Origin of the sequence: Pseudomaricurvus albidus (assembly GCF_018863235.1) — a bacterium.
In the GTDB taxonomy this organism is placed as follows: Bacteria; Pseudomonadota; Gammaproteobacteria; order Pseudomonadales; family Cellvibrionaceae; genus Pseudomaricurvus; species Pseudomaricurvus albidus.
In genome coordinates this window covers 495752-513191 of sequence record NZ_JAHKRS010000002.1, presented here as the reverse complement: position 1 = coordinate 513191, position 17440 = coordinate 495752, and the positions used below count along the sequence as shown (strand labels likewise).

Below are 17440 nucleotides of genomic sequence, written 5' to 3'. Positions count from 1 at the left end.
TGCCCATAGATTATTCCGACATCAACCAGCGATAGCCCATGCCATAGGCAGTCTCGATGGCTGCGAAACCGGCATCCACGCGCATAAACTTTTTACGAATACGCTTCACATGGGAAGTGATGGTGTTATCGTCCAGCACCACATTGGCAGCGTCCATCAGTTGCTGACGATTTTTAACATGTCCCGGGTGGCGCGCCAGACAGTGCACAACCCAAAGCTCTGTTACCGTCAGGTCAATCCGCTGACCTTGCCAATGGGCCGACATACGATCCATGTTCAGCAACAAAGCCCCCCGCTTCAGCACATCTTCCTGGGCCTGAGCGACCGGTTGTCGCAAGGCATCGACCCGCCGGAACAACGCCACAATCCGGGCCAGCATATGAGGCTGACTGATGTCTTTGGTCAGGTAATCATCGGCCCCCAGACGCAAGCCCGACACCACATCAAATTCGCTGTCACGGGCGGTCAGAAAAATGATCGGCAGCTCAGGCGCCATCGCCCGCAGCTCGCGACACAAATCGAAGCCGCCCTCGATCTCTTCTCCCAGCCCGACATCGATAATGGCCAAATCCGGCAGCCCCTGGCGAAAGGCTTCCAGTGCCGGCAGGCGTTCACTGTACAAGGCCACTTCGTAGCCTTGCCGGGTCAGTGCATCACGATAGTTTTCAGCGATAGCCAGCTCATCTTCAACGATGGCAATTTTGCGAGCCATAGGTCGGTTTCCAATCCTAGTGTTCCAGTGGAGTCATTGTACCGAAAAAGAAGCGGCTCGCAGCGGCTTGCCACAATTGATCATGATTGCTCACTGCTGCGTCAGGATTCTGAAGAATCGCGCCATATTGTGATGATTAAATGATATCCGACACACAACATCAGGAGAGCAGTATGTGCTTCGATCAACCCCGCATCCCCAAGCATCGTATCTTAAAGGAGTCTTACACCTATTCTCTGTCGGGCCGCAGGCGTCGCTCCCGCCGGGGCATGTTTGTACGCAGCCTGATCGCTGTTCTGAGCCTGCTGATTCTGCTGGTCATGGCGGCTGAGTACAGCCGCACCTCATCCCTGCAATCTATCGACAAACCAGAACACAACACCGAAGTCAGGCTGCAATAACGTATTTGAGTGTTTCGACCACCTGAGCCGGGGTCTTGGCCCACGCCATGGCCTGAGCATCGACCTCTTTTAACGGGTGGATAATGCTCTCGTCGTGCAGCGTAATATAGGGTTTGCCCAGGGCAGCGCAGTAGCCCGCATCAAAGGCGGCATTCCACTGTTTGTACTTGTCACCAAAGCGCACCACAACGATGTCTGCTTTTTCAATCAGGGTTTTGGTACGGATCAGGTTAACCTTGGACGACTGATGATCCCGCCAAAAACTGTTGTCATTGTCCATCAGGTGATCACCGGCGGCATCGCTCGCCTCGTGATTGGTGACTGCGGAGGAAAAGACCACATCCAGTCCAGCTTCTTTTACGCCCTGTTCAATTTGTTCACGCCAGTCAGTATGGATTTCACCTGATAAATAGACTGTCCAGCTCATGGAAACTCCTTAAATAAGTTTACGTAGATCTCAATGCAATGATTAAACCCGTGCGATAACAGATTATCTACGGCTAGCGATCATGAGGAACAACGGCCATGGTCAGGCGTGACACACACGTCAGCTTACCGGCTTCATTAACAATCTTGATTTCCCACACCTGGGAGGTTCGGCCAGCGTGCAGCAAGCGACCGGTTCCGGTAACGATGCCCTCACGGACTCCGCGAATATGGTTCGCATTCACTTCCTGCCCAACGCAATAATATTGACTCCGATCAATAACCATATTGGCTCCAACACTGCCCAAACTCTCCGCCAGCACCACATTGGCTCCTCCGTGAATCAGCCCCATGGGCTGAAAGGTTTGAGGCCCTGCAGGCATAGTGCCACAAAGATAGTCCGGACCGATTTCAGTAAACTCGATACCCAATGGCCCATGAATGGTTTTATTGTTCAGACTGTTCAACTCTTCCAGAGTAGGTGTGGCAAACCAGATGCTTTCACTCATAAATCACTATCTCTAAACGTTCACTTCAATTACTGCTTAAGATTTTTGTCAGCAACAAACGGGTTGGTTTTACGTTCATGACCAAAGGTCGACATAGGACCGTGACCGGGAATAAATTGAACTTCATCCCCTAAAGGCCATAACTGGGTGCGAATGGAATCAATCAGCGTATCGTAATCACCCCGAGGGAAGTCGGTACGCCCAATTGACCCCTGAAACAGTACATCACCCACGATCGCCAACTGGCTGGGGCGATGGAACAGAATGACATGGCCGGGAGTATGACCAGGGCAAAAGCGCACTTCGATGGTCTCATTACCCACCGTAATTTCGTCACCGCCTTCCAGCCAGCGATTCGGCTCAAACACCTCGGCAGGTGGGAAACCCATCATCTGAGACTGCTCCGGCAACATATCAATCCAGAATTTATCGTCTTTATGAGGCCCTTCGATGGGCAGATTCAGCTTTTTCGCCAGAGCCGCCACGCCTCCCACATGATCCAAATGCCCATGGGTGACCAGAATTTTTTCCAGCTCGACACCATGCTGTGAGACGGCCTGCTCGATGCGATCGAGGTCACCACCGGGGTCCACAACAGCGGCTTTTTTTGTCTCCTCACACCACATTAACGTGCAGTTCTGCTGGTAAGGGGTCACAGGGATCACCTGAAACTTCATATTTACCTCGTTCTATATCTCTTGTTATGTCTATCGACTGCCATCAGGCGGTTTAATCACAGGCAGCAGAATACCACAATCCATGAGGCCGCCCCCATGGCAACAATTGCCAGTTAGTGGGTGATTACTGCCTTAGAGAGGTAAAAACACTAAAGATCGGGTAGCAGGAAGAGCACGCGCGCCCAACGCCAGCAGGGAGAAGAGCACCCCGGGGGGATTTTCCTGCGGAAGTCATTACTTACCTACCATGTACAGTACCAGCTGCAATACCGCCAACAACATCACCAGCGGTAAAATCCATCGACTGATTTTACTGACATCTTCGTCAGAGTGGCGTTTGCCGAAACGATCCAGCATCGGAACAATCACAATCAGAGCAAGAAACAAAATGCCGAGAATTTTTACTAACACCATATCTGTTCATCCCACTATTGTTGGTTTTACTTAGACGCTTGAACACGGCCACAGATCCCAAATCAGGTTTCAAAAAAGGATAACACCCATTACTGATTGTTATAAATGCCGAGCCTGGCATTCGTCTCAAAGCTCGAACAAAAGGATGAGAACCATGCCCCGTTTCCAACGCCCGTCAAAGGTTCGACACTTCCTATCCTTATAAAAGACGCGTAGACTCTGGTTAACCGTTATAAATTGACGGACTCTCAGTAATTGTGCAGGCTATTCTCTGGCATGGAGAATCGCTGTCTTCGCAGCTTGCGATGACGACAAACTGATTGCCACTATAACTACAAAAAATTTCGCTTAACATTCAAGAAGAAGGAAAACTCTATGAACATGTTGAAGACCACTCTCTCTGTTATGGTTCTGACTGGCTTGCTGGCCGCGTGCAGCGACGACAAAGCCCCTGCGGACGATGCAAGCACCATGATGGATGACGCGAAGGAAAGTGCCCATGAAATGATGGACACCGCTTCCGAGAAAGCTTCTGACATGGCTGATGATGCGGAAAGTGCCATGAACGATGCAATGGACGCTGCTGAAGATATGGCCGAAGATGCTGGCGACAAGATGGACGAAATGGCTGACGATGCAGAAGATGCTGCTGAAGACGCCGCTGATGAAGTGGAAGATGCCACTGAAGAAGCTGGTGACGCCATGGAAGATGCCATGGAAGCAGCCGAAGAAAAAATTGAGGAATAAGCCTGACTGACACCGTTCAAATGCAACTGCTGATTGAACGGTGAACAGGCACAGTCAATCTCTGGTAATGATCAGGGATTGACTGCCTCTCATAACAAACTCTCCGAACAGACAAACTATCCAAACAAACAATCAGGGCTTGTTTCGCTCAGGCTGAGCCTGTTTAAACGCCTCCAATTCATTACACGCCTGATAAATCGACATAATTCTTGGATAAGTCGTCATATCCACATCAAAGCGCAAACCGTTAAAGACCTGCGGGACCAAATAAACATCCGCCAGTGTCACCTGCTCGCCAAAACAATAGGTTCCACCAGACTGCGCCTGCAACTGTAATTCCAGCGCACGAAAGCCCTCACCCATCCAATGATGTAGCCACTCTTTTTTACCAGGCTCACCGGCTCCGAGATTTTCTGCTACGTATTTGAGTACCCGCAAATTACAAATCGGGTGAATATCACAGGCCACCTGAAAACACCAACTGCGAACCCTCGCTTTATCCAGACTATTGGCTGGCAACAGAGGTACTTGCGGATAGGTTTCATCCAGCCACTCAAGAATAGCTGGAGACTGGGTGAGAAAAGTATCATCATCGATTTTGATACTGGGCACCAACCCTTGCGGATTAATTGCCCGATAGGATTCGGACGACTGCTCATCAAGCAGTAAATTAATGGCCACCTGCTCATAATCAAGCTGCTTGAGATTCAAGGCAATCCGCACCCGAAAGGCGGCCGAAGAACGAAAGTAACCATACAGTTCCATTCTTTTCTCCTTGCTTTTCTGACTAGTGAATGGATCCATTGTGCGGATTAAATGAACCCGTCGGCAGTACCGTGCTCACCACTTCGCCAAAACCAATGCGCCTGGCCCCCTCCTTCTGACAAAAACCGCGCATGATGACACTGTCACCATCTTCCAGAAAACACCGCTCTTCTCCATTAGACAGCTTCACCGGCTCCTTACCGCCCTTGGTCAGCTCCAGCAAAGAGCCAGCCTCTTCCGGTTCCGGTCCCGACTGGGTACCACTGCCTAGCAAATCTCCGGGCTGAAGATTACAACCATTGACGGTATGGTGCGTGATCATCTGTGCAGCCGTCCAGTACGCGTATTTAAAATTGGAAGACGACACCTTGTTGTCCTCATGACTGCCGCTTGTTCTGACAAAACAGTCCAGCGTCATATTAAAAGCGCCGGCTTCCGAATTGTATTTCGAGGAGAGGTAAGCCAAGGGTTCCGGATCACCTGCAGGGCGGGTAAAACGCTCACGGAAGGGCAGCAGCGCCTCCGCAGTGACAATCCAGGGCGAAACCGTAGAGGCAAAACTCTTGGCCAAAAACGGCCCCAGTGGCTGATATTCCCACGCCTGAATATCCCGTGCGGACCAATCATTCAACAGCGACAAGCCGAAGATATGATCTTCCGACTCATCGATGGAAATCGGCTGTCCCAGCTGATTTCCCGGGCCGATATAAATGCCTACCTCGACTTCGTAATCGAGACGCCGACAAGGGCCGAAGCCAGGGGTGTCGTCATCGGGAGATTTAATCTGCCCCTGTGGCCGGGGAAACATTTGTCCTGACACCCCGATACTGGACGCGCGCCCATGGTATCCAACAGGCACCCACTTGTAGTTGGGCAGTAAAGGATTGTCTGGACGGAATAAAGCCCCCACCGCCTGCGCATGATAAACCGACGCGTAAAAATCCGTGTAATCGTGGATCAGACAAGGCAGCTTGAACTCCACGTCGGACTGAGACACCAGACAGGATTCAAGAACCGGTTCTTCGACGGCCCCACTGCGAAGCGAACGTGAAAGTGCCAGCCGCAGTGCCGACCAGGCCTCTTTGCCCATCGCCATGAATTCATTCAACTCTTCATGGGTACAGGCATTCAGCGCATCCTGCGCAAGCCCTTTGAACAACCCAATACTGGCCACAGCGGCCAGATCCAAAACCTGATCACCAATTGCCACGCCACCGCGATAATATTCATCGCTGCCAGCCATGCGAAAAACCGCAAACGGCAGATTCTGAATAGGAAAGTCCGTCCCGTCCTCATTCGCCGATGTAACCCAACTGGTTAACGACGGGTCATGCGTTTCATTCAACATTATTCAGTACTCCCTCGTGGTCTGTGCTTACAACTATCCGTAACTGATGGCTTATCCGCAGCTTATGATCCGTGTGGCGCGACGGGAGAACGAAACTGTTTTGTCAGTCCCGACCAGCATTGCTCGTAATCAGATTGTCGCTGTGAACAGGACAGAGCAAACTCCGTTGGCGCCAGGACATAGCGGGATTCAAACATAAACGCCAGGGTATTATCCTGACGACGTGGCTCGAGATCTTCCGTCGAAGCTTTTTCAAACACTTCCGCCTCTGGGCCATGAGCAGACATACTGTTGTGAAGACTCAATCCGCCCGGCTCAAACCCTGTGGGTTTTGCATCGTAAACCCCATGAATCAATCCCATACATTCACTCATGATGTTGCGATGAAACCACGGAGGACGAAACGTCTCTTCCGCCACCATCCAGCGCGGAGGGAAAATCACAAAATCGATATTTGCCATACCCGGCGTATCGGACGAAGACGTTAGTACCGTAAAGATAGACGGGTCAGGGTGATCGTAACTGACCGAGTTAATCACATTAAAACGCGCCAGATCGTATTTGTAAGGGGCCGAGTTTCCCACCCAGGCCACCACATCCAGCGGTGAATGATCCAGATCTGCCGAATACAGCTGACCGGCAAACTTGGTAGTTAACGTGACCGGTTCATCACGCTCTTCATACCAGGCTACCGGATATTGAAAATCACGGTCATTGGCAAAACCATTGGCACCGACCGGCCCACGCTCCGGCAACTCCAGCACCGCACCGTAGTTCTCACACAGGTAACCTCGCGCACGTCCCTCCGGCAGATCAATCCTGAATTTGATGCCTCTGGGAATCACCGCAATCTCACCCGGACCCACCTGCAGGATACCCATTTCGGTATAGATCATCAGGGCCCCTTGCTGAGGCACAATCAACAATTCTCCATCTGCATCGCAAAAGTAGCGGGCATCCATATTGCGGTTGGCGCAGAACAGATGAACGGCCATGCCCTGCTGCACTCGCACGTCACCATTGGTGGCCATGGTGATCCAGCCGTCGATAAAATCCTGCGGCGTTTGCGGAACGGGAAACGCGTCCCAGCGAAAGACATCCGGTGGAACAGCCGGATGCTCGCCCTGTGCAGTGCGAATCAACCCGCGCTCTACAGGCCGATACCGGCCTTGCAGCACCGAAGGCCGGATACGATACAGCCAGGTGCGGCGGTTTCTGTGCCGGGGCGCGGTAAACGCCGTGCTGCTGAATTGCTCGGCGTACAAGCCATAAGCCACCCGTTGTGGGCTGAAACGTCCCACCGGTAACGCACCTTCCAGTGCCTCGCTCTCGTGCTCGTTGCCAAAGCCGGACAAATAACGCAATGACTGAGGATATGCCATAAACGACAGTACCTCCCGTTGATGGTCACACTCACTGACACCAACCTGATATCCGTGCGAGTGAAAAATACAGGCGTTTATAGCAGTATAGGAGCCTACTCCGGCTGCCACAAATCACCGGTTTTCACAGCCGGTTTGAGCCCAGCACCAGACTGAAGGACAAAGCGGACAGAAAAAAAATGGCTCTCCGCTTTTGACGTGAGAGCCATCTTCAAACCAGACCAAATACCGGGAAAGTTACTCTTCTACCGGCAACTCCCGCTTCCAATTGAGTTTCTTCTCAATAGAAGAAATGATCATTCCGGCGATATCTTTGCCTGTTGCCGACTCAATACCTTCGAGTCCCGGTGAGGAGTTCACCTCCAGCAACAACGGCCCGGCCGACGAGCGGATAATATCCACACCCGCCACCTGTAGCCCGAGAATCTTTGCCGCCTTGATCGCCAGAGCACGTTCTTCTGCGGTGATTTTCACCACCGCTGCCGAGCCACCCTGATGAAGGTTTGCCCGAAACTCACCCGGTGCGGCTTTACGCTCAATCGACGCCACCACCTTGCCACCAATGACAAAGCAGCGCAGGTCTTTACCGTCCGCTTCCTTGATGAATTTCTGCACCAGCAAGTTCGCCTGCAGCGTTTTAAACGCATTAATCACACTCTCGGCCGCCTTGCGGGTTTCGGCCAACACCACGCCTCGCCCCTGGGTGCCTTCCAGCAACTTCACAATCAGAGGAGCGCCGCCCACCATATCAATCAACTCGTTGGTATCCATGGGCGAGTTGGCAAAGCCGGTGGTTGGTATGCTGATGCCATTTTTCAGCATTAACTGCAGGGCAAACAGCTTGTCGCGGGATTGGGAAATCGCTACTGAACTGTTGGTGGTGTAGATGCCCATGCTCTCGAATTGCCGTGCCAGGGCCGTGCCGTAAAACGTCACTCGCGGTTTAATCCGGGTGATCACTGCATCCAGGTCATTGAGCAACTTACCACCGCGATAATGCGCCTCCGGATCTACCGCATCCAGTTTCATGAAACACTGGGTAACGTTCAGAAACTCCATGTCATGGCCGCGCTCTTCACCCGCTTCCAACAAACGCTGATTGCTGTAGAGCATTTCGTTGCTGGCCAGGAGCGCTATCTTTAAACCGCTTTTTTTCGATTGGCGGGTGCCGTAGAAGGTGTTGATCTCAGCTTGAGTAACATCACCCTGGGTGCACACCTCGGCCGGATCGACAATCAGCCGATCCATCATCGCCTCGCGACCCAGCAACATTCTAAATCCCATGGAATCGCGATTGGACAGAGTTAACTCCACGTCCCAGATCTCGTCTCCCATCTTCATCGGTGCCGACACAACATAGCGGGTCTCGGCATCGCCACTGGAGCTCTTTACTGAACGCCGATCAATAACAGGCCGTTCACAGCGGATAACAATATGCCGGTTGTTCTGTATGGGGTGAACCTCAAAACTGACCCAGAGAACGCCGCTGCGGCGGAAGGTCTGAATATTAAAAGCATGGATTGAAGAGGTTTTCGCACCTGAGTCCACCCGCGCCTTGATGGCCGGAATACCCAATTCAGGAAACGAACACCACTCTTCACTTCCGATAATGCGTTTTGCTTGTGATTGTGCCAAGAGGCTCTCCCAACTCAAACTGATGATAGATAAACAGTCTCAGGCCAGGCCTGTGATTAAATTTCATAATCCCCGGATGCCGGCGCTGCGTCTGCCACGGGTCTGGGGTTTTTAATAACGGCTTTCTGCAGAATCAGGTTGTTGGGATAGGTGATCAATTCACCTTCCCGACGAATCAACACGTGAAACAGAGAAATTTCTTCAATACAGCCGGATATGTCATCATCCTTGTCCACCACCCTCACCTGATCACCGACCCGGTAAGGGAAGAAGAAAAAGATAATCAGGCTGGCGGTCATATTGCTCAGAATTGACCACTGGGCAAACAAGGCCACACCTATAACCGCAAACACTGATGACAGAAACACGGTAAGCTGGGAATATTCAATCCCCAGCAGTAAAAACAACACGATCACGAATAACGTGGTCAAGCCCATCTTCAGGGTTTTACGGATATATTCAATACGATAGATGCTGACGGATTTTCGGTTGCCGAATTTGGCGATAGCCCGGGACATAACATTCAGGCAAATCAAATACGCTGCGAATAAAGCCGCAACAACAATAAACTTCATTAACAGTCTACCTCCTTATCCTTGCTGACCGCTCAAGGGAGGGCCTCCACATGGGCGAAGTATACGGGGGTAAGTTATGGCAGGCGATATTTTTGTTCACCTTGGGTCAATAGGCGAGTATAGAACAAAAAAAGGGGAGCTAAAGCTCCCCGCACAGAAAGGATGACGTTTCCGCCAACTTGACCCAAACTTTCATAGGACTAAGACTTTATAACGATCAAAACTCCATTTCCGGAACCACTTCAGGCACCACCAGTTCACCAGCCGTCAACTTGACGATCTCATCCACTGAGACACCGGGTGCGCGCTCTTTTAACCAGAACTTGCCATCTGCGATTTCCACATAGGCCAAATCCGTCACCACTTTGTTGATACAGCCAGCACCGGTGAGCGGCAGGGTACACTGAGGTAAGAGCTTGGAGTCACCGTTCTTGGAGGCATGAGTCATGGTGACGATGATATTGTCAGCACCGGCCACCAGATCCATAGCACCGCCCATGCCTTTGATCAGTTTGCCCGGAATCATGTAAGAGGCGATATTGCCCATCACATCCACCTCAAAAGCGCCCAGCACGGTCAGATCGACGTGACCACCGCGGATCATGGCAAAGGATTCTGCCGACGAAAAAATCGAAGACCCGGGAATCGTAGTGACCGTTTGCTTACCCGCGTTAATCAGGTCCGCGTCCACTTCGGCTTCGGTGGGGAAAGGCCCCATACCCAGCAAGCCGTTCTCTGATTGCAGCATCACGTCCATACCTTTCGGAACATAGTTTGCTACCAGCGTGGGAATACCAATACCCAGGTTTACATAAAAGCCGTCTTCCAGCTCTCGGGCCACTCGCATGGCCAGTTGTTCACGAGTTAATGACATAATCGACTCTCCTTAAGCTTCGCGAACAGTGCGCTGTTCAATACGTTTTTCGAAGGTGCCCTTGATCAGGCGATCCACATAGATACCCGGGGTGTGGATCTGTGTGGGATCCAGTTCACCCGGCTCAACGATCTCTTCCACTTCCACCACAGTAATCTTGCCAGCCGTTGCAGCCATGGGGTTGAAGTTTTGCGCCGTATGGCGATACACCAGATTGCCGTAGCGATCCGCTTTCCAGGCCTTCACAATGGCGAAGTCACCGGTCACGGCCTCTTCGAGAATATAGTTGCGGCCGTTGAATTCTTTCACTTCCTTGCCTTCCCCCACGAGAGTGCCGTAACCGGTGGCCGTGTAAAAGGCAGGAATGCCTGCACCACCGGCCCGCATTTTCTCGGCCAGAGTGCCCTGGGGCGTCAGCTCTACTTCCAGCTCGCCAGCCAGCAGCTGCTGCTCAAACAATTTGTTTTCGCCGACGTAGGAGGAAATCATTTTCTTGACCTGCTTGTCTTCCAGCAGCACGCCGAGACCAAACCCGTCCACGCCACAGTTGTTGGACACAATGGTCAGGCCGTGAACACCACGACGCTTGATTTCATTGATCAGATTTTCCGGAATACCACAGAGGCCAAAGCCTCCGGCAATGATGGTCATATCATCTTGCAGACCTTCCATTGCTTCTTCGTAACTGCTTACCACCTTGTCAAAACCCGACATGGTTTGAACTCCTCCAATTGGCACGCTCCACCCAATGGTGAATGCGTTGAATCTCTCTTATCGTGTGCTGTGAGTATGGCAACATCAGACCACTTTCGCTGGTGGTTGCCGCATGTCACGGAAAAGCACCGTCTTGCCTAGATTGGAAGATCGGCTTATATTTATCAAATGAAAAAATACGAAGAATTGATAAATTTTTTGAAATAAAGGACAAGTGTCGTGAGCAATGCCACCCTCAAACAGATCCGCGCCTTTGTCGCCGTGGCCCGCTCTAACAGTTTTGCCGAAGCAGCGGCTCAGATTCACCTCTCCCAACCGGCGCTGAGCACCGCCATCAAAACCCTGGAAGAAGCGGTTGGAGGACAATTGCTGACCCGTACCACCCGCACCTTTGCCCTGACCCCCGAAGGTGAGGACTTCCTGCCGACAGCCAAGCGATTACTGGGTGACTGGGACGACGCACTGGAAGACCTGGAAAACCGCTTCGCCCTGCGCACAGGACGAATTACGCTTGCAGCCATGCCCTCCTTTGCCGCCAATCTGCTGCCCAGGGGGCTGGCTACCTTCAAACAGAAGCACCCCCAGATTCGGGTGGCTCTGCACGACGTCATCGCCGAAGAAGTGGTACGCATGGTGCGAACCGGGCGTGCCGAACTGGGCATCAGCTTCGACCCCGAGGCCCAGGACGACCTGATCTTTACCCCGCTGTTTGCAGATCGCTTTGTGGCCGTCCTGCCTCCGGAACACTCACTGGCACAACACGCCGATGTCGATATCGCCGATCTGGCACGGCAGGACTTGATCACACTACAATCGCCGTCTCAGGTGCGCCTGCTGATTGGTGAGCTGATGTCACATCATCAGCTCCCTTTCTCGCCGGCTTACGAGGCCCATCAACTGATTACCGTTGGGCGGATGGTTGCCAGTGGCCTGGGGGTCAGCATTGTGCCCGCGCTCTGTGAACAGCAAATGCAGGAAGTGGGCGCCCGCTGCCGGCCTCTGCGCGGTGCCGGGCTGGTTCGTGAAGTCGGCATGCTGACTCGTCGTCGCTACCCGCTTTCCGCCGCCTCTCAAGCGATGATGGATGTTCTATTGGAGGCCTTTCGAAGCAAGTAACCACTCACTCAGAGTTTGAGCGATAACACCAATAGCGGCCAACTGAGGTATAGTAACGGCCATTGGAACCCTGAAAAGCCCAGGAGATACCGCACTGCATGACCATTTACGATTTGATGATAGCCTTCGCCGTGGGCCTGATTGGCCTGCTGATTTGGCAGAACGCCGGTTTTCGCGACCGGGCCATCGGCCTGGCCAAACAACACTGTGAACACATGGACGTCCAGCTGCTGGACGATACCGTCTCCTTGCTGAGTCTGCGTCCCAAACGCGACAAGCGTGGCAACTTTTCCATTGCCCGGCGGTACGAATTTGAATTTACAGCCACCGGCGATTATCGCTACCGGGGAGAAATGACGCTGATGGGCAAGCGTCTTTATGATGTGGAACTGGAGCCCCATAGAATCTAGGGCTCCAGAAAAGGTTCAGACGATTTGAGATAAACAACAATTGAGGTGTGACAGCGTCACACCGTTTCATCATCCTTTTCCAGCAAGCCGGATTCACGCCGCAGATAACCCGCCGCTTCTTCATCACGCCCCAGAGCACCCTGCCCCTGTTGAGCCCGAGTCTGCTCGTTAAGCTGGTGGATCTGCGAGGCATTCACCAGATCACGCTCGCTGGTAATGGAAGCAATGGATTCACGATCTTTCAGGAAGCTCACCACATCACTCTTGATGGACTGCAATTCCTGATCGTCGCGGTGCATTTCCAGAATGTGGCGCGGATGCTCCAGATTGCGCATACCCGTTGCCGCAAACGTCGTCGAGACAATCCGCGAGACAATAACCCAGGGCGTGATGCTGCTGCGCACCAGCGTATTCTCTGAACGGGTGCTGTCATAAATACCGGTACCGGTTGAGATCTTGGACTCGGTAAAGGTGCCCTCACACTTGAAATAGATCAGCAGAGACTCAAACTGGATTTCAGCAAAAAACAGGTGTGCGGCGTTGGTGAGAATACGTGCAAACGCTCTGAACAGAATACCCAACAGCAGTAAGTGGACACAGGACGACAACACCTCACGAATCAGATTAGGTTCACCTCCTTCATTCGGAGCCATCAACTGGATCAAAATTTCAGCATCGAGGTATTTCCAGGCACCGCTGAAAAACTGCAAGGCGGACCCGAAATCATAGGCCAACGCCACCGTGGCAATCATGGCAGCAACAAACAACACATTACCCGCCAACAGGCTGGCCATGCGTATTTTGCCAAACATGCCACCCATATCCATCGCTTTCACCCGCGGCTGGATTTCCTGAATCATTTCACCGCGGAAACCGCCCTTCTCATTCACCTGCTCTTCCAGATGAGGATCCAGCTCGCGATAGACACGGTTAGGCACCTCCTTGTAACGGCGATTGGCCATCACCAGATTGTCGAGGTTAATAAAGATCTCATCCGGGTGTACGGACTCCTGCCAGTTTTCACGCAGTTCTGACACTTCTGCCACCGGGTTTACCGCCTGCATACGACGTTTGAGCATCAGCACCAGCAGCGCAGTAGCACCGATAGCCAATACAAAGAGCCCCAGCATATACCAGCCGGCATACAAGCTCGGCAGGCTATCAACAACGACCTGAATCTCGGTTTTTTCGATACGCGATACCGACATAAACCAGGACACCAGCAACCCCAGCACTACCGGCACAATCAACGACACGCCAATGACTTTCACCAGACCGCCAACACCGGACGATTCAATCTGTATCTCAGCTTTACGCTTGATAGGACGGCCTGTCGCCCGCCAAACCCACAACAAATACCCCAGAAGAAACACAGTATACAGAGGGAACATCAGCTCGCCGGCATCTCCGGCAAATCCACCAAGAGAAACAAATGCCACTAAAGCATATCCCATCAAGGCGACCAGCGAGTTCACCCAGGCGGAAAATAAACGCTGCGCCTGATTACGAATGGGGTACGGCATAAAGAGCAGCTTGGGAAAGATGCTGTGTAACAGACGGGCCAAAAATCCTCGAGGTTCTTTAAAGGTGCTGTTTTTACGCCCTACCAGCATCTCCTCCAGCCCTTGGGCCGAGTAAGCCACATAAGCACTTTCCTCATCAGCCGTACTGGCTTCGGAGGCGCTGAAATTGTATGCCAGAGACGTCGGATGGTTACGCCCGACAAAGTAACGCATGGTGGCGTAAATACCGGAACCTGCTGCACGCAAGCCCATGCCCAGCATACCCAGTCCAAACACGACCAGCACCCATCCCATAAGCGGCTGCTCTTTGACCACCTGAACCGCAGACACCAACAAGTACAATCCAAGCAGAACCTGCACACCGCCACGCAGGGCTGTAACAAGGCCCTCTTTTTTAAACGGATTTTTTAAACCAAGATCTATCGAACCATAATCAAATGCCATTTTTACTTCTTTCCTATTTACCAATCAGACAGTGCGTTACTTGCCTGCAAAGCGCATCAACTTGCGGTCAACACTCAGCGTAATGGCAGCGATATTCCTTATGATTCATCGCAATAACGTTGTTAATATTATCGCCTAAATCATTATTAACCTTAATCATAATTGGCACATAAAACCAAATTATCATTCAATTGCAACAGAACCCGAACCGCCCGCGACACAAAGTTGACACCACTCAAAAGATTTCGGAAAGTAAAAACAATGTGCCAAAAAAAAAAGCCCCTGAACGTTGCCGTTCAGGGGCTTTCGCACTCACAAGGAAAGCTGTTTTAAGCGGCTTTCTCCTCCGACTTATCGAAATGCACATCCATTTGCGGGAACGGAATTTCAATGCCCTGTTCGTCGAACTTCAGTTTCACCTGCTCGGTAAAATCAAAGAACACACCCCAGTAGTCAGCGCTGTTGACCCAGGAGCGGAACACGAAGTTCACGGAAGAATCCGCCAGTTCCTTAACCGCAATCTGTACCGCAGGATCCTTCAGGACACGGCTGTCATTATCGGCAATCTCCTGCATGATCTGCTTGGCCAGCTTGATATCGGATCCGTAACTGATACCCACAGTAAGATCGACACGGCGAGTGGGCATGGTGGAGTAGTTGACGATGTTGTTGGACATCACCTGATTGTTGGCAATGATCACCACCTTGTTATCGGGCGTGGTCAAAATCGTGGTAAAAATCGATATTTCTTTCACCACACCGGCAGAGCCACCGGCTTCGACATAATCCCCAACCTTGATGGGTCGGAACAAAATCAACAACACACCGGCGGCGAAGTTTGCCAGCGAGCCCTGCAGGGCAAAGCCGATGGCCAGACCGGCAGCACCGACAATGGCGACGAAGGAAGCCGTTTGTACGCCCAACTGCCCCAGTGCCGCAATCACTACTACCGCAAACAACGCGTAATAAATGATATTGCGAGTAAAGTGGGCCACCGTTGGATCGATGTTTTTAGACGCCATTCCCCGCTCAAAAGCCGACGCCAGCATCTTTGCGATCCACTTACCCACAAAGAAAACGACAAGCGCCATCACCACCTTCAGACCATATACCATGATCAATTCAGGGATGGTTTCCATAATCTCTTCGACATTAAATTCCATGTTCACTCCTTCAAAAGGCTTTACCGCCGGCACTGCATTTAGATTTTTGGGTTACAAGTAGAAATAAAAATAGCACATCTGCGCATAAACCTGCGCAGAAATTTGCATGGGAGATCAATTTAGCGGGGTTTTGTTGTAAAAGGCTTACAGCCTGCGCTTTTGGTGGCGCTCGAGGTTGTCCTGCCGCTTGCGCTCACTCTTGCGGATCAGGATATAGGTGGCTCCGGAGGCTCCGTGTTGCTTTTGCGCCGAGTGAAAGGCCAGCACCTCGGGCAGCTGGGGCAACCAGTGGCTCATGCAGCTCTTGAGCACGGCGGGCTGCTTGCGCCCTTCGCCCTTGCCATGGGTAATCAGGGCGCAACGAATATCGTGCTGCAAGCAATCTCGAACAAAGCGGAACACCGCCTGTCGCGCCTCTTCAACACTATGGCGATGCAGGTCGAGACGGGCCTCAATGGCGTATTTACCCAGGCGCAAATTACGGAATACCCCGTGCTGAACGCCGGGACGCTGAAAACTCAGAATGGCATTGGGATCCACAGGCTCAACGTACTCACCGGACAAGTCATTGCGTATCTCATCCGCCAGCGCTGTAGCCGCTTCGCGACGGGCGAGCATATTCAATCGATCACGGGAGGATGACGTTTGTGAGAGAGTGACACGGGCTTCCTGCTTGATCGGCTTCACATCACCCATTGCGCTCTGAAAGGCCTGCAGCTCATCTGTATCACGATCTGACATGCTCTCTCCTCCACAACTGACAGAAACCTGATCGCCAGGCCCTTGCGGCGATCTTCAGAGGGTTATTATAAGCACACCCATCAATTTTGATAGTCTTGCCCGCCACACGTGGCTCCTCCTGCGATCAACGAATTCCGTAAAATCGCCAACCAGGTCATATTCTGAAAATTGATGCAATTGCTGGCCAACTGCCCCTCAGTTATATTTCAGACTCATTCCGCAAGTCAGAAGATGATGTCTAACTCCGAAAAACAGGATCGCCGCAACATCAGCCCCGAAACTCTGGAACTGCTCCGCACAACGGTTATTGAGCTGTTTTCACAGGGTTTGTTCCACAAGGTGGGTATACGGGACATTGCCAAACAGGCGGGGGTGGGCCCGCAGACAATTTACAAATACTTCGGCAATAAAGACTCTCTGATCTTTGCTTGCATTACCCCCGAACTGACCGAGCTGGAACACAGCATTCGCACCGAGGTAGAAAAACATCCCGATAATGCGCTTATGCAACTGGATGCTTTTATCAACACCTTTGTGAGCTTCTATCTCACTCACCGGGAACTGGCGGAAATCGTCTTTCTGACCATCCCGGCCCGGCAGCGCATCACAGACCCGGCTTTCAGTGATCGCTATCTGGTGAAGCTGCTGGAAGAGATTTTGTACGAAGGGCAGAAACAGGGAAGAGTTCGCAAGGATGTACCGGCATTCGACCTGCACGACACATTGCTGGGCGCCTTTACCCAGTACATCATTCGCAAGCTCTTCCAGCCGGAAGTCAGTGACATTCCGGCAGAATGCGAGCGCCTCACGCGCATGGTTCGCCCGCTGATTACCGGCTAGTCACGCCCTCAATAGCTTGGCTTG

At 52.1% G+C, this 17440-nt stretch carries 20 protein-coding genes and 1 pseudogene; 5 read left to right on the top strand and 16 right to left on the bottom strand.

Annotated features, from left to right (window positions below; translation table 11 throughout):
• Positions 1-10: 10 nt before the first annotated feature.
• Entirely contained in the window at positions 11-712 is a 702-nt protein-coding gene (pdsR, locus tag KOI40_RS05745) for a proteobacterial dedicated sortase system response regulator (RefSeq protein WP_216096487.1), read from the bottom strand.
• 173 nt (positions 713-885) lie between these two features.
• Here pdsR and KOI40_RS05740 point away from each other — a divergent pair, with 173 nt between their 5' ends.
• Complete coding sequence (locus tag KOI40_RS05740; protein ID WP_216096486.1) at positions 886-1113, top strand: hypothetical protein; 228 nt, start codon at positions 886-888, stop codon at positions 1111-1113.
• On the opposite strand, the gene KOI40_RS05735 is transcribed toward KOI40_RS05740, so the two are convergent.
• The 4 genes from KOI40_RS05735 to KOI40_RS05720 form a co-directional block, all read right to left on the bottom strand.
• Entirely contained in the window at positions 1100-1540 is a 441-nt protein-coding gene (locus KOI40_RS05735) for a YtoQ family protein (RefSeq protein ID WP_216096485.1), read from the bottom strand. The two genes, KOI40_RS05740 and KOI40_RS05735, sit on opposite strands and share 14 nt — an antisense overlap.
• A gap of 73 nt (positions 1541-1613) precedes the next feature.
• On the bottom strand, positions 1614-2048 hold the full coding sequence (locus KOI40_RS05730; protein WP_216096484.1) for a hotdog fold thioesterase: 435 nt from the start codon (positions 2046-2048) through the stop codon (positions 1614-1616).
• A gap of 29 nt (positions 2049-2077) precedes the next feature.
• Complete coding sequence (locus KOI40_RS05725) at positions 2078-2725, bottom strand: MBL fold metallo-hydrolase (protein ID WP_216096483.1); 648 nt, start codon at positions 2723-2725, stop codon at positions 2078-2080.
• Positions 2726-2959: 234 nt separating this feature from the next.
• Positions 2960-3139 carry a hypothetical protein gene (locus KOI40_RS05720; protein ID WP_216096482.1) on the bottom strand — a complete coding sequence of 60 codons (180 nt, stop codon included), beginning with the start codon at positions 3137-3139 and terminating at the stop codon, positions 2960-2962.
• A gap of 375 nt (positions 3140-3514) precedes the next feature.
• On the opposite strand from KOI40_RS05720, the gene KOI40_RS05715 reads away from it, so the two are divergent.
• Positions 3515-3886, top strand: a complete 372-nt coding sequence (locus KOI40_RS05715; RefSeq protein ID WP_216096481.1) for a hypothetical protein — start codon at positions 3515-3517, stop codon at positions 3884-3886.
• Positions 3887-4018: 132 nt separating this feature from the next.
• On the opposite strand, the gene maiA is transcribed toward KOI40_RS05715, so the two are convergent.
• The 8 genes and pseudogenes from maiA to KOI40_RS05680 all read right to left on the bottom strand — a co-directional run bounded on the left by maiA (position 4019) and on the right by KOI40_RS05680 (position 11179).
• Positions 4019-4651 carry a maleylacetoacetate isomerase gene (maiA, locus tag KOI40_RS05710; protein ID WP_216096480.1) on the bottom strand — a complete coding sequence of 211 codons (633 nt, stop codon included), beginning with the start codon at positions 4649-4651 and terminating at the stop codon, positions 4019-4021.
• A gap of 22 nt (positions 4652-4673) precedes the next feature.
• Entirely contained in the window at positions 4674-5999 is a 1326-nt protein-coding gene (gene fahA / locus KOI40_RS05705; protein WP_216096479.1) for a fumarylacetoacetase, read from the bottom strand.
• 62 nt (positions 6000-6061) lie between these two features.
• The gene (gene hmgA, locus KOI40_RS05700) at positions 6062-7381 is read right to left on the bottom strand and encodes a homogentisate 1,2-dioxygenase (RefSeq protein WP_216096478.1); all 1320 of its coding nucleotides are present in this window, start codon (positions 7379-7381) and stop codon (positions 6062-6064) included.
• Positions 7382-7618: 237 nt separating this feature from the next.
• Positions 7619-8566 (bottom strand): 30S ribosomal protein S6--L-glutamate ligase, encoded by a 948-nt coding sequence (gene rimK / locus KOI40_RS18370; protein WP_369413156.1) that lies wholly within the window; start codon positions 8564-8566, stop codon positions 7619-7621.
• Positions 8567-8653: 87 nt separating this feature from the next.
• Positions 8654-8956, bottom strand: a pseudogene (locus KOI40_RS18365) (ATP-dependent zinc protease family protein); the annotation flags it as partial.
• Between the two features lie 116 nt (positions 8957-9072).
• Complete coding sequence (locus tag KOI40_RS05690; RefSeq protein ID WP_216096476.1) at positions 9073-9591, bottom strand: mechanosensitive ion channel domain-containing protein; 519 nt, start codon at positions 9589-9591, stop codon at positions 9073-9075.
• A 217-nt stretch (positions 9592-9808) separates the two neighbouring features.
• Positions 9809-10465 (bottom strand): 3-oxoacid CoA-transferase subunit B, encoded by a 657-nt coding sequence (locus tag KOI40_RS05685; protein WP_216096475.1) that lies wholly within the window; start codon positions 10463-10465, stop codon positions 9809-9811.
• Between the two features lie 12 nt (positions 10466-10477).
• Positions 10478-11179 (bottom strand): CoA transferase subunit A, encoded by a 702-nt coding sequence (locus KOI40_RS05680; RefSeq protein WP_216096474.1) that lies wholly within the window; start codon positions 11177-11179, stop codon positions 10478-10480.
• A gap of 219 nt (positions 11180-11398) precedes the next feature.
• On the opposite strand from KOI40_RS05680, the gene KOI40_RS05675 reads away from it, so the two are divergent.
• Both KOI40_RS05675 and KOI40_RS05670 read left to right on the top strand, forming a co-directional pair.
• A complete protein-coding gene (locus KOI40_RS05675) occupies positions 11399-12295 on the top strand; it encodes a LysR family transcriptional regulator (protein ID WP_216096473.1) in 897 nt (298 codons plus the stop codon).
• Positions 12296-12393: 98 nt separating this feature from the next.
• Complete coding sequence (locus KOI40_RS05670; RefSeq protein WP_216096472.1) at positions 12394-12705, top strand: DUF3301 domain-containing protein; 312 nt, start codon at positions 12394-12396, stop codon at positions 12703-12705.
• Positions 12706-12761: 56 nt separating this feature from the next.
• Here the strand turns inward: KOI40_RS05670 and KOI40_RS05665 are convergent, their stop codons facing one another.
• The 3 genes from KOI40_RS05665 to smrA form a co-directional block, all read right to left on the bottom strand.
• Positions 12762-14672 carry a hypothetical protein gene (locus KOI40_RS05665; protein WP_216096471.1) on the bottom strand — a complete coding sequence of 637 codons (1911 nt, stop codon included), beginning with the start codon at positions 14670-14672 and terminating at the stop codon, positions 12762-12764.
• A gap of 329 nt (positions 14673-15001) precedes the next feature.
• Entirely contained in the window at positions 15002-15835 is an 834-nt protein-coding gene (locus tag KOI40_RS05660) for a mechanosensitive ion channel family protein (RefSeq protein WP_216096470.1), read from the bottom strand.
• Between the two features lie 144 nt (positions 15836-15979).
• Positions 15980-16576, bottom strand: a complete 597-nt coding sequence (smrA, locus tag KOI40_RS05655; protein WP_216096469.1) for a DNA endonuclease SmrA — start codon at positions 16574-16576, stop codon at positions 15980-15982.
• Between the two features lie 231 nt (positions 16577-16807).
• Between smrA and KOI40_RS05650 the strand changes: the two genes are divergently transcribed.
• Positions 16808-17416, top strand: coding sequence for a TetR/AcrR family transcriptional regulator (locus KOI40_RS05650; protein ID WP_216096468.1), 609 nt, complete (start codon positions 16808-16810; stop codon positions 17414-17416).
• Positions 17417-17440: the final 24 nt, after the last annotated feature.

Bases quoted from the DNA above. Each gene is read 5' to 3' on its own strand.
- pdsR (WP_216096487.1), bottom strand. From the start codon at position 712: ATGGCTCGCAAAATTGCCATCGTTGAAGATGAGCTGGCTATCGCTGAA.
- KOI40_RS05740 (WP_216096486.1), top strand. From the start codon at position 886: ATGTGCTTCGATCAACCCCGCATCCCCAAGCATCGTATCTTAAAGGAG.
- KOI40_RS05735 (WP_216096485.1), bottom strand. From the start codon at position 1,540: ATGAGCTGGACAGTCTATTTATCAGGTGAAATCCATACTGACTGGCGT.
- KOI40_RS05730 (WP_216096484.1), bottom strand. From the start codon at position 2,048: ATGAGTGAAAGCATCTGGTTTGCCACACCTACTCTGGAAGAGTTGAAC.
- KOI40_RS05725 (WP_216096483.1), bottom strand. From the start codon at position 2,725: ATGAAGTTTCAGGTGATCCCTGTGACCCCTTACCAGCAGAACTGCACG.
- KOI40_RS05720 (WP_216096482.1), bottom strand. From the start codon at position 3,139: ATGGTGTTAGTAAAAATTCTCGGCATTTTGTTTCTTGCTCTGATTGTG.
- KOI40_RS05715 (WP_216096481.1), top strand. From the start codon at position 3,515: ATGAACATGTTGAAGACCACTCTCTCTGTTATGGTTCTGACTGGCTTG.
- maiA (WP_216096480.1), bottom strand. From the start codon at position 4,651: ATGGAACTGTATGGTTACTTTCGTTCTTCGGCCGCCTTTCGGGTGCGG.
- fahA (WP_216096479.1), bottom strand. From the start codon at position 5,999: ATGTTGAATGAAACGCATGACCCGTCGTTAACCAGTTGGGTTACATCG.
- hmgA (WP_216096478.1), bottom strand. From the start codon at position 7,381: ATGGCATATCCTCAGTCATTGCGTTATTTGTCCGGCTTTGGCAACGAG.
- KOI40_RS05690 (WP_216096476.1), bottom strand. From the start codon at position 9,591: ATGAAGTTTATTGTTGTTGCGGCTTTATTCGCAGCGTATTTGATTTGC.
- KOI40_RS05685 (WP_216096475.1), bottom strand. From the start codon at position 10,465: ATGTCATTAACTCGTGAACAACTGGCCATGCGAGTGGCCCGAGAGCTG.
- KOI40_RS05680 (WP_216096474.1), bottom strand. From the start codon at position 11,179: ATGTCGGGTTTTGACAAGGTGGTAAGCAGTTACGAAGAAGCAATGGAA.
- KOI40_RS05670 (WP_216096472.1), top strand. From the start codon at position 12,394: ATGACCATTTACGATTTGATGATAGCCTTCGCCGTGGGCCTGATTGGC.
- KOI40_RS05665 (WP_216096471.1), bottom strand. From the start codon at position 14,672: ATGGCATTTGATTATGGTTCGATAGATCTTGGTTTAAAAAATCCGTTT.
- KOI40_RS05660 (WP_216096470.1), bottom strand. From the start codon at position 15,835: ATGGAATTTAATGTCGAAGAGATTATGGAAACCATCCCTGAATTGATC.
- smrA (WP_216096469.1), bottom strand. From the start codon at position 16,576: ATGTCAGATCGTGATACAGATGAGCTGCAGGCCTTTCAGAGCGCAATG.
- KOI40_RS05650 (WP_216096468.1), top strand. From the start codon at position 16,808: ATGATGTCTAACTCCGAAAAACAGGATCGCCGCAACATCAGCCCCGAA.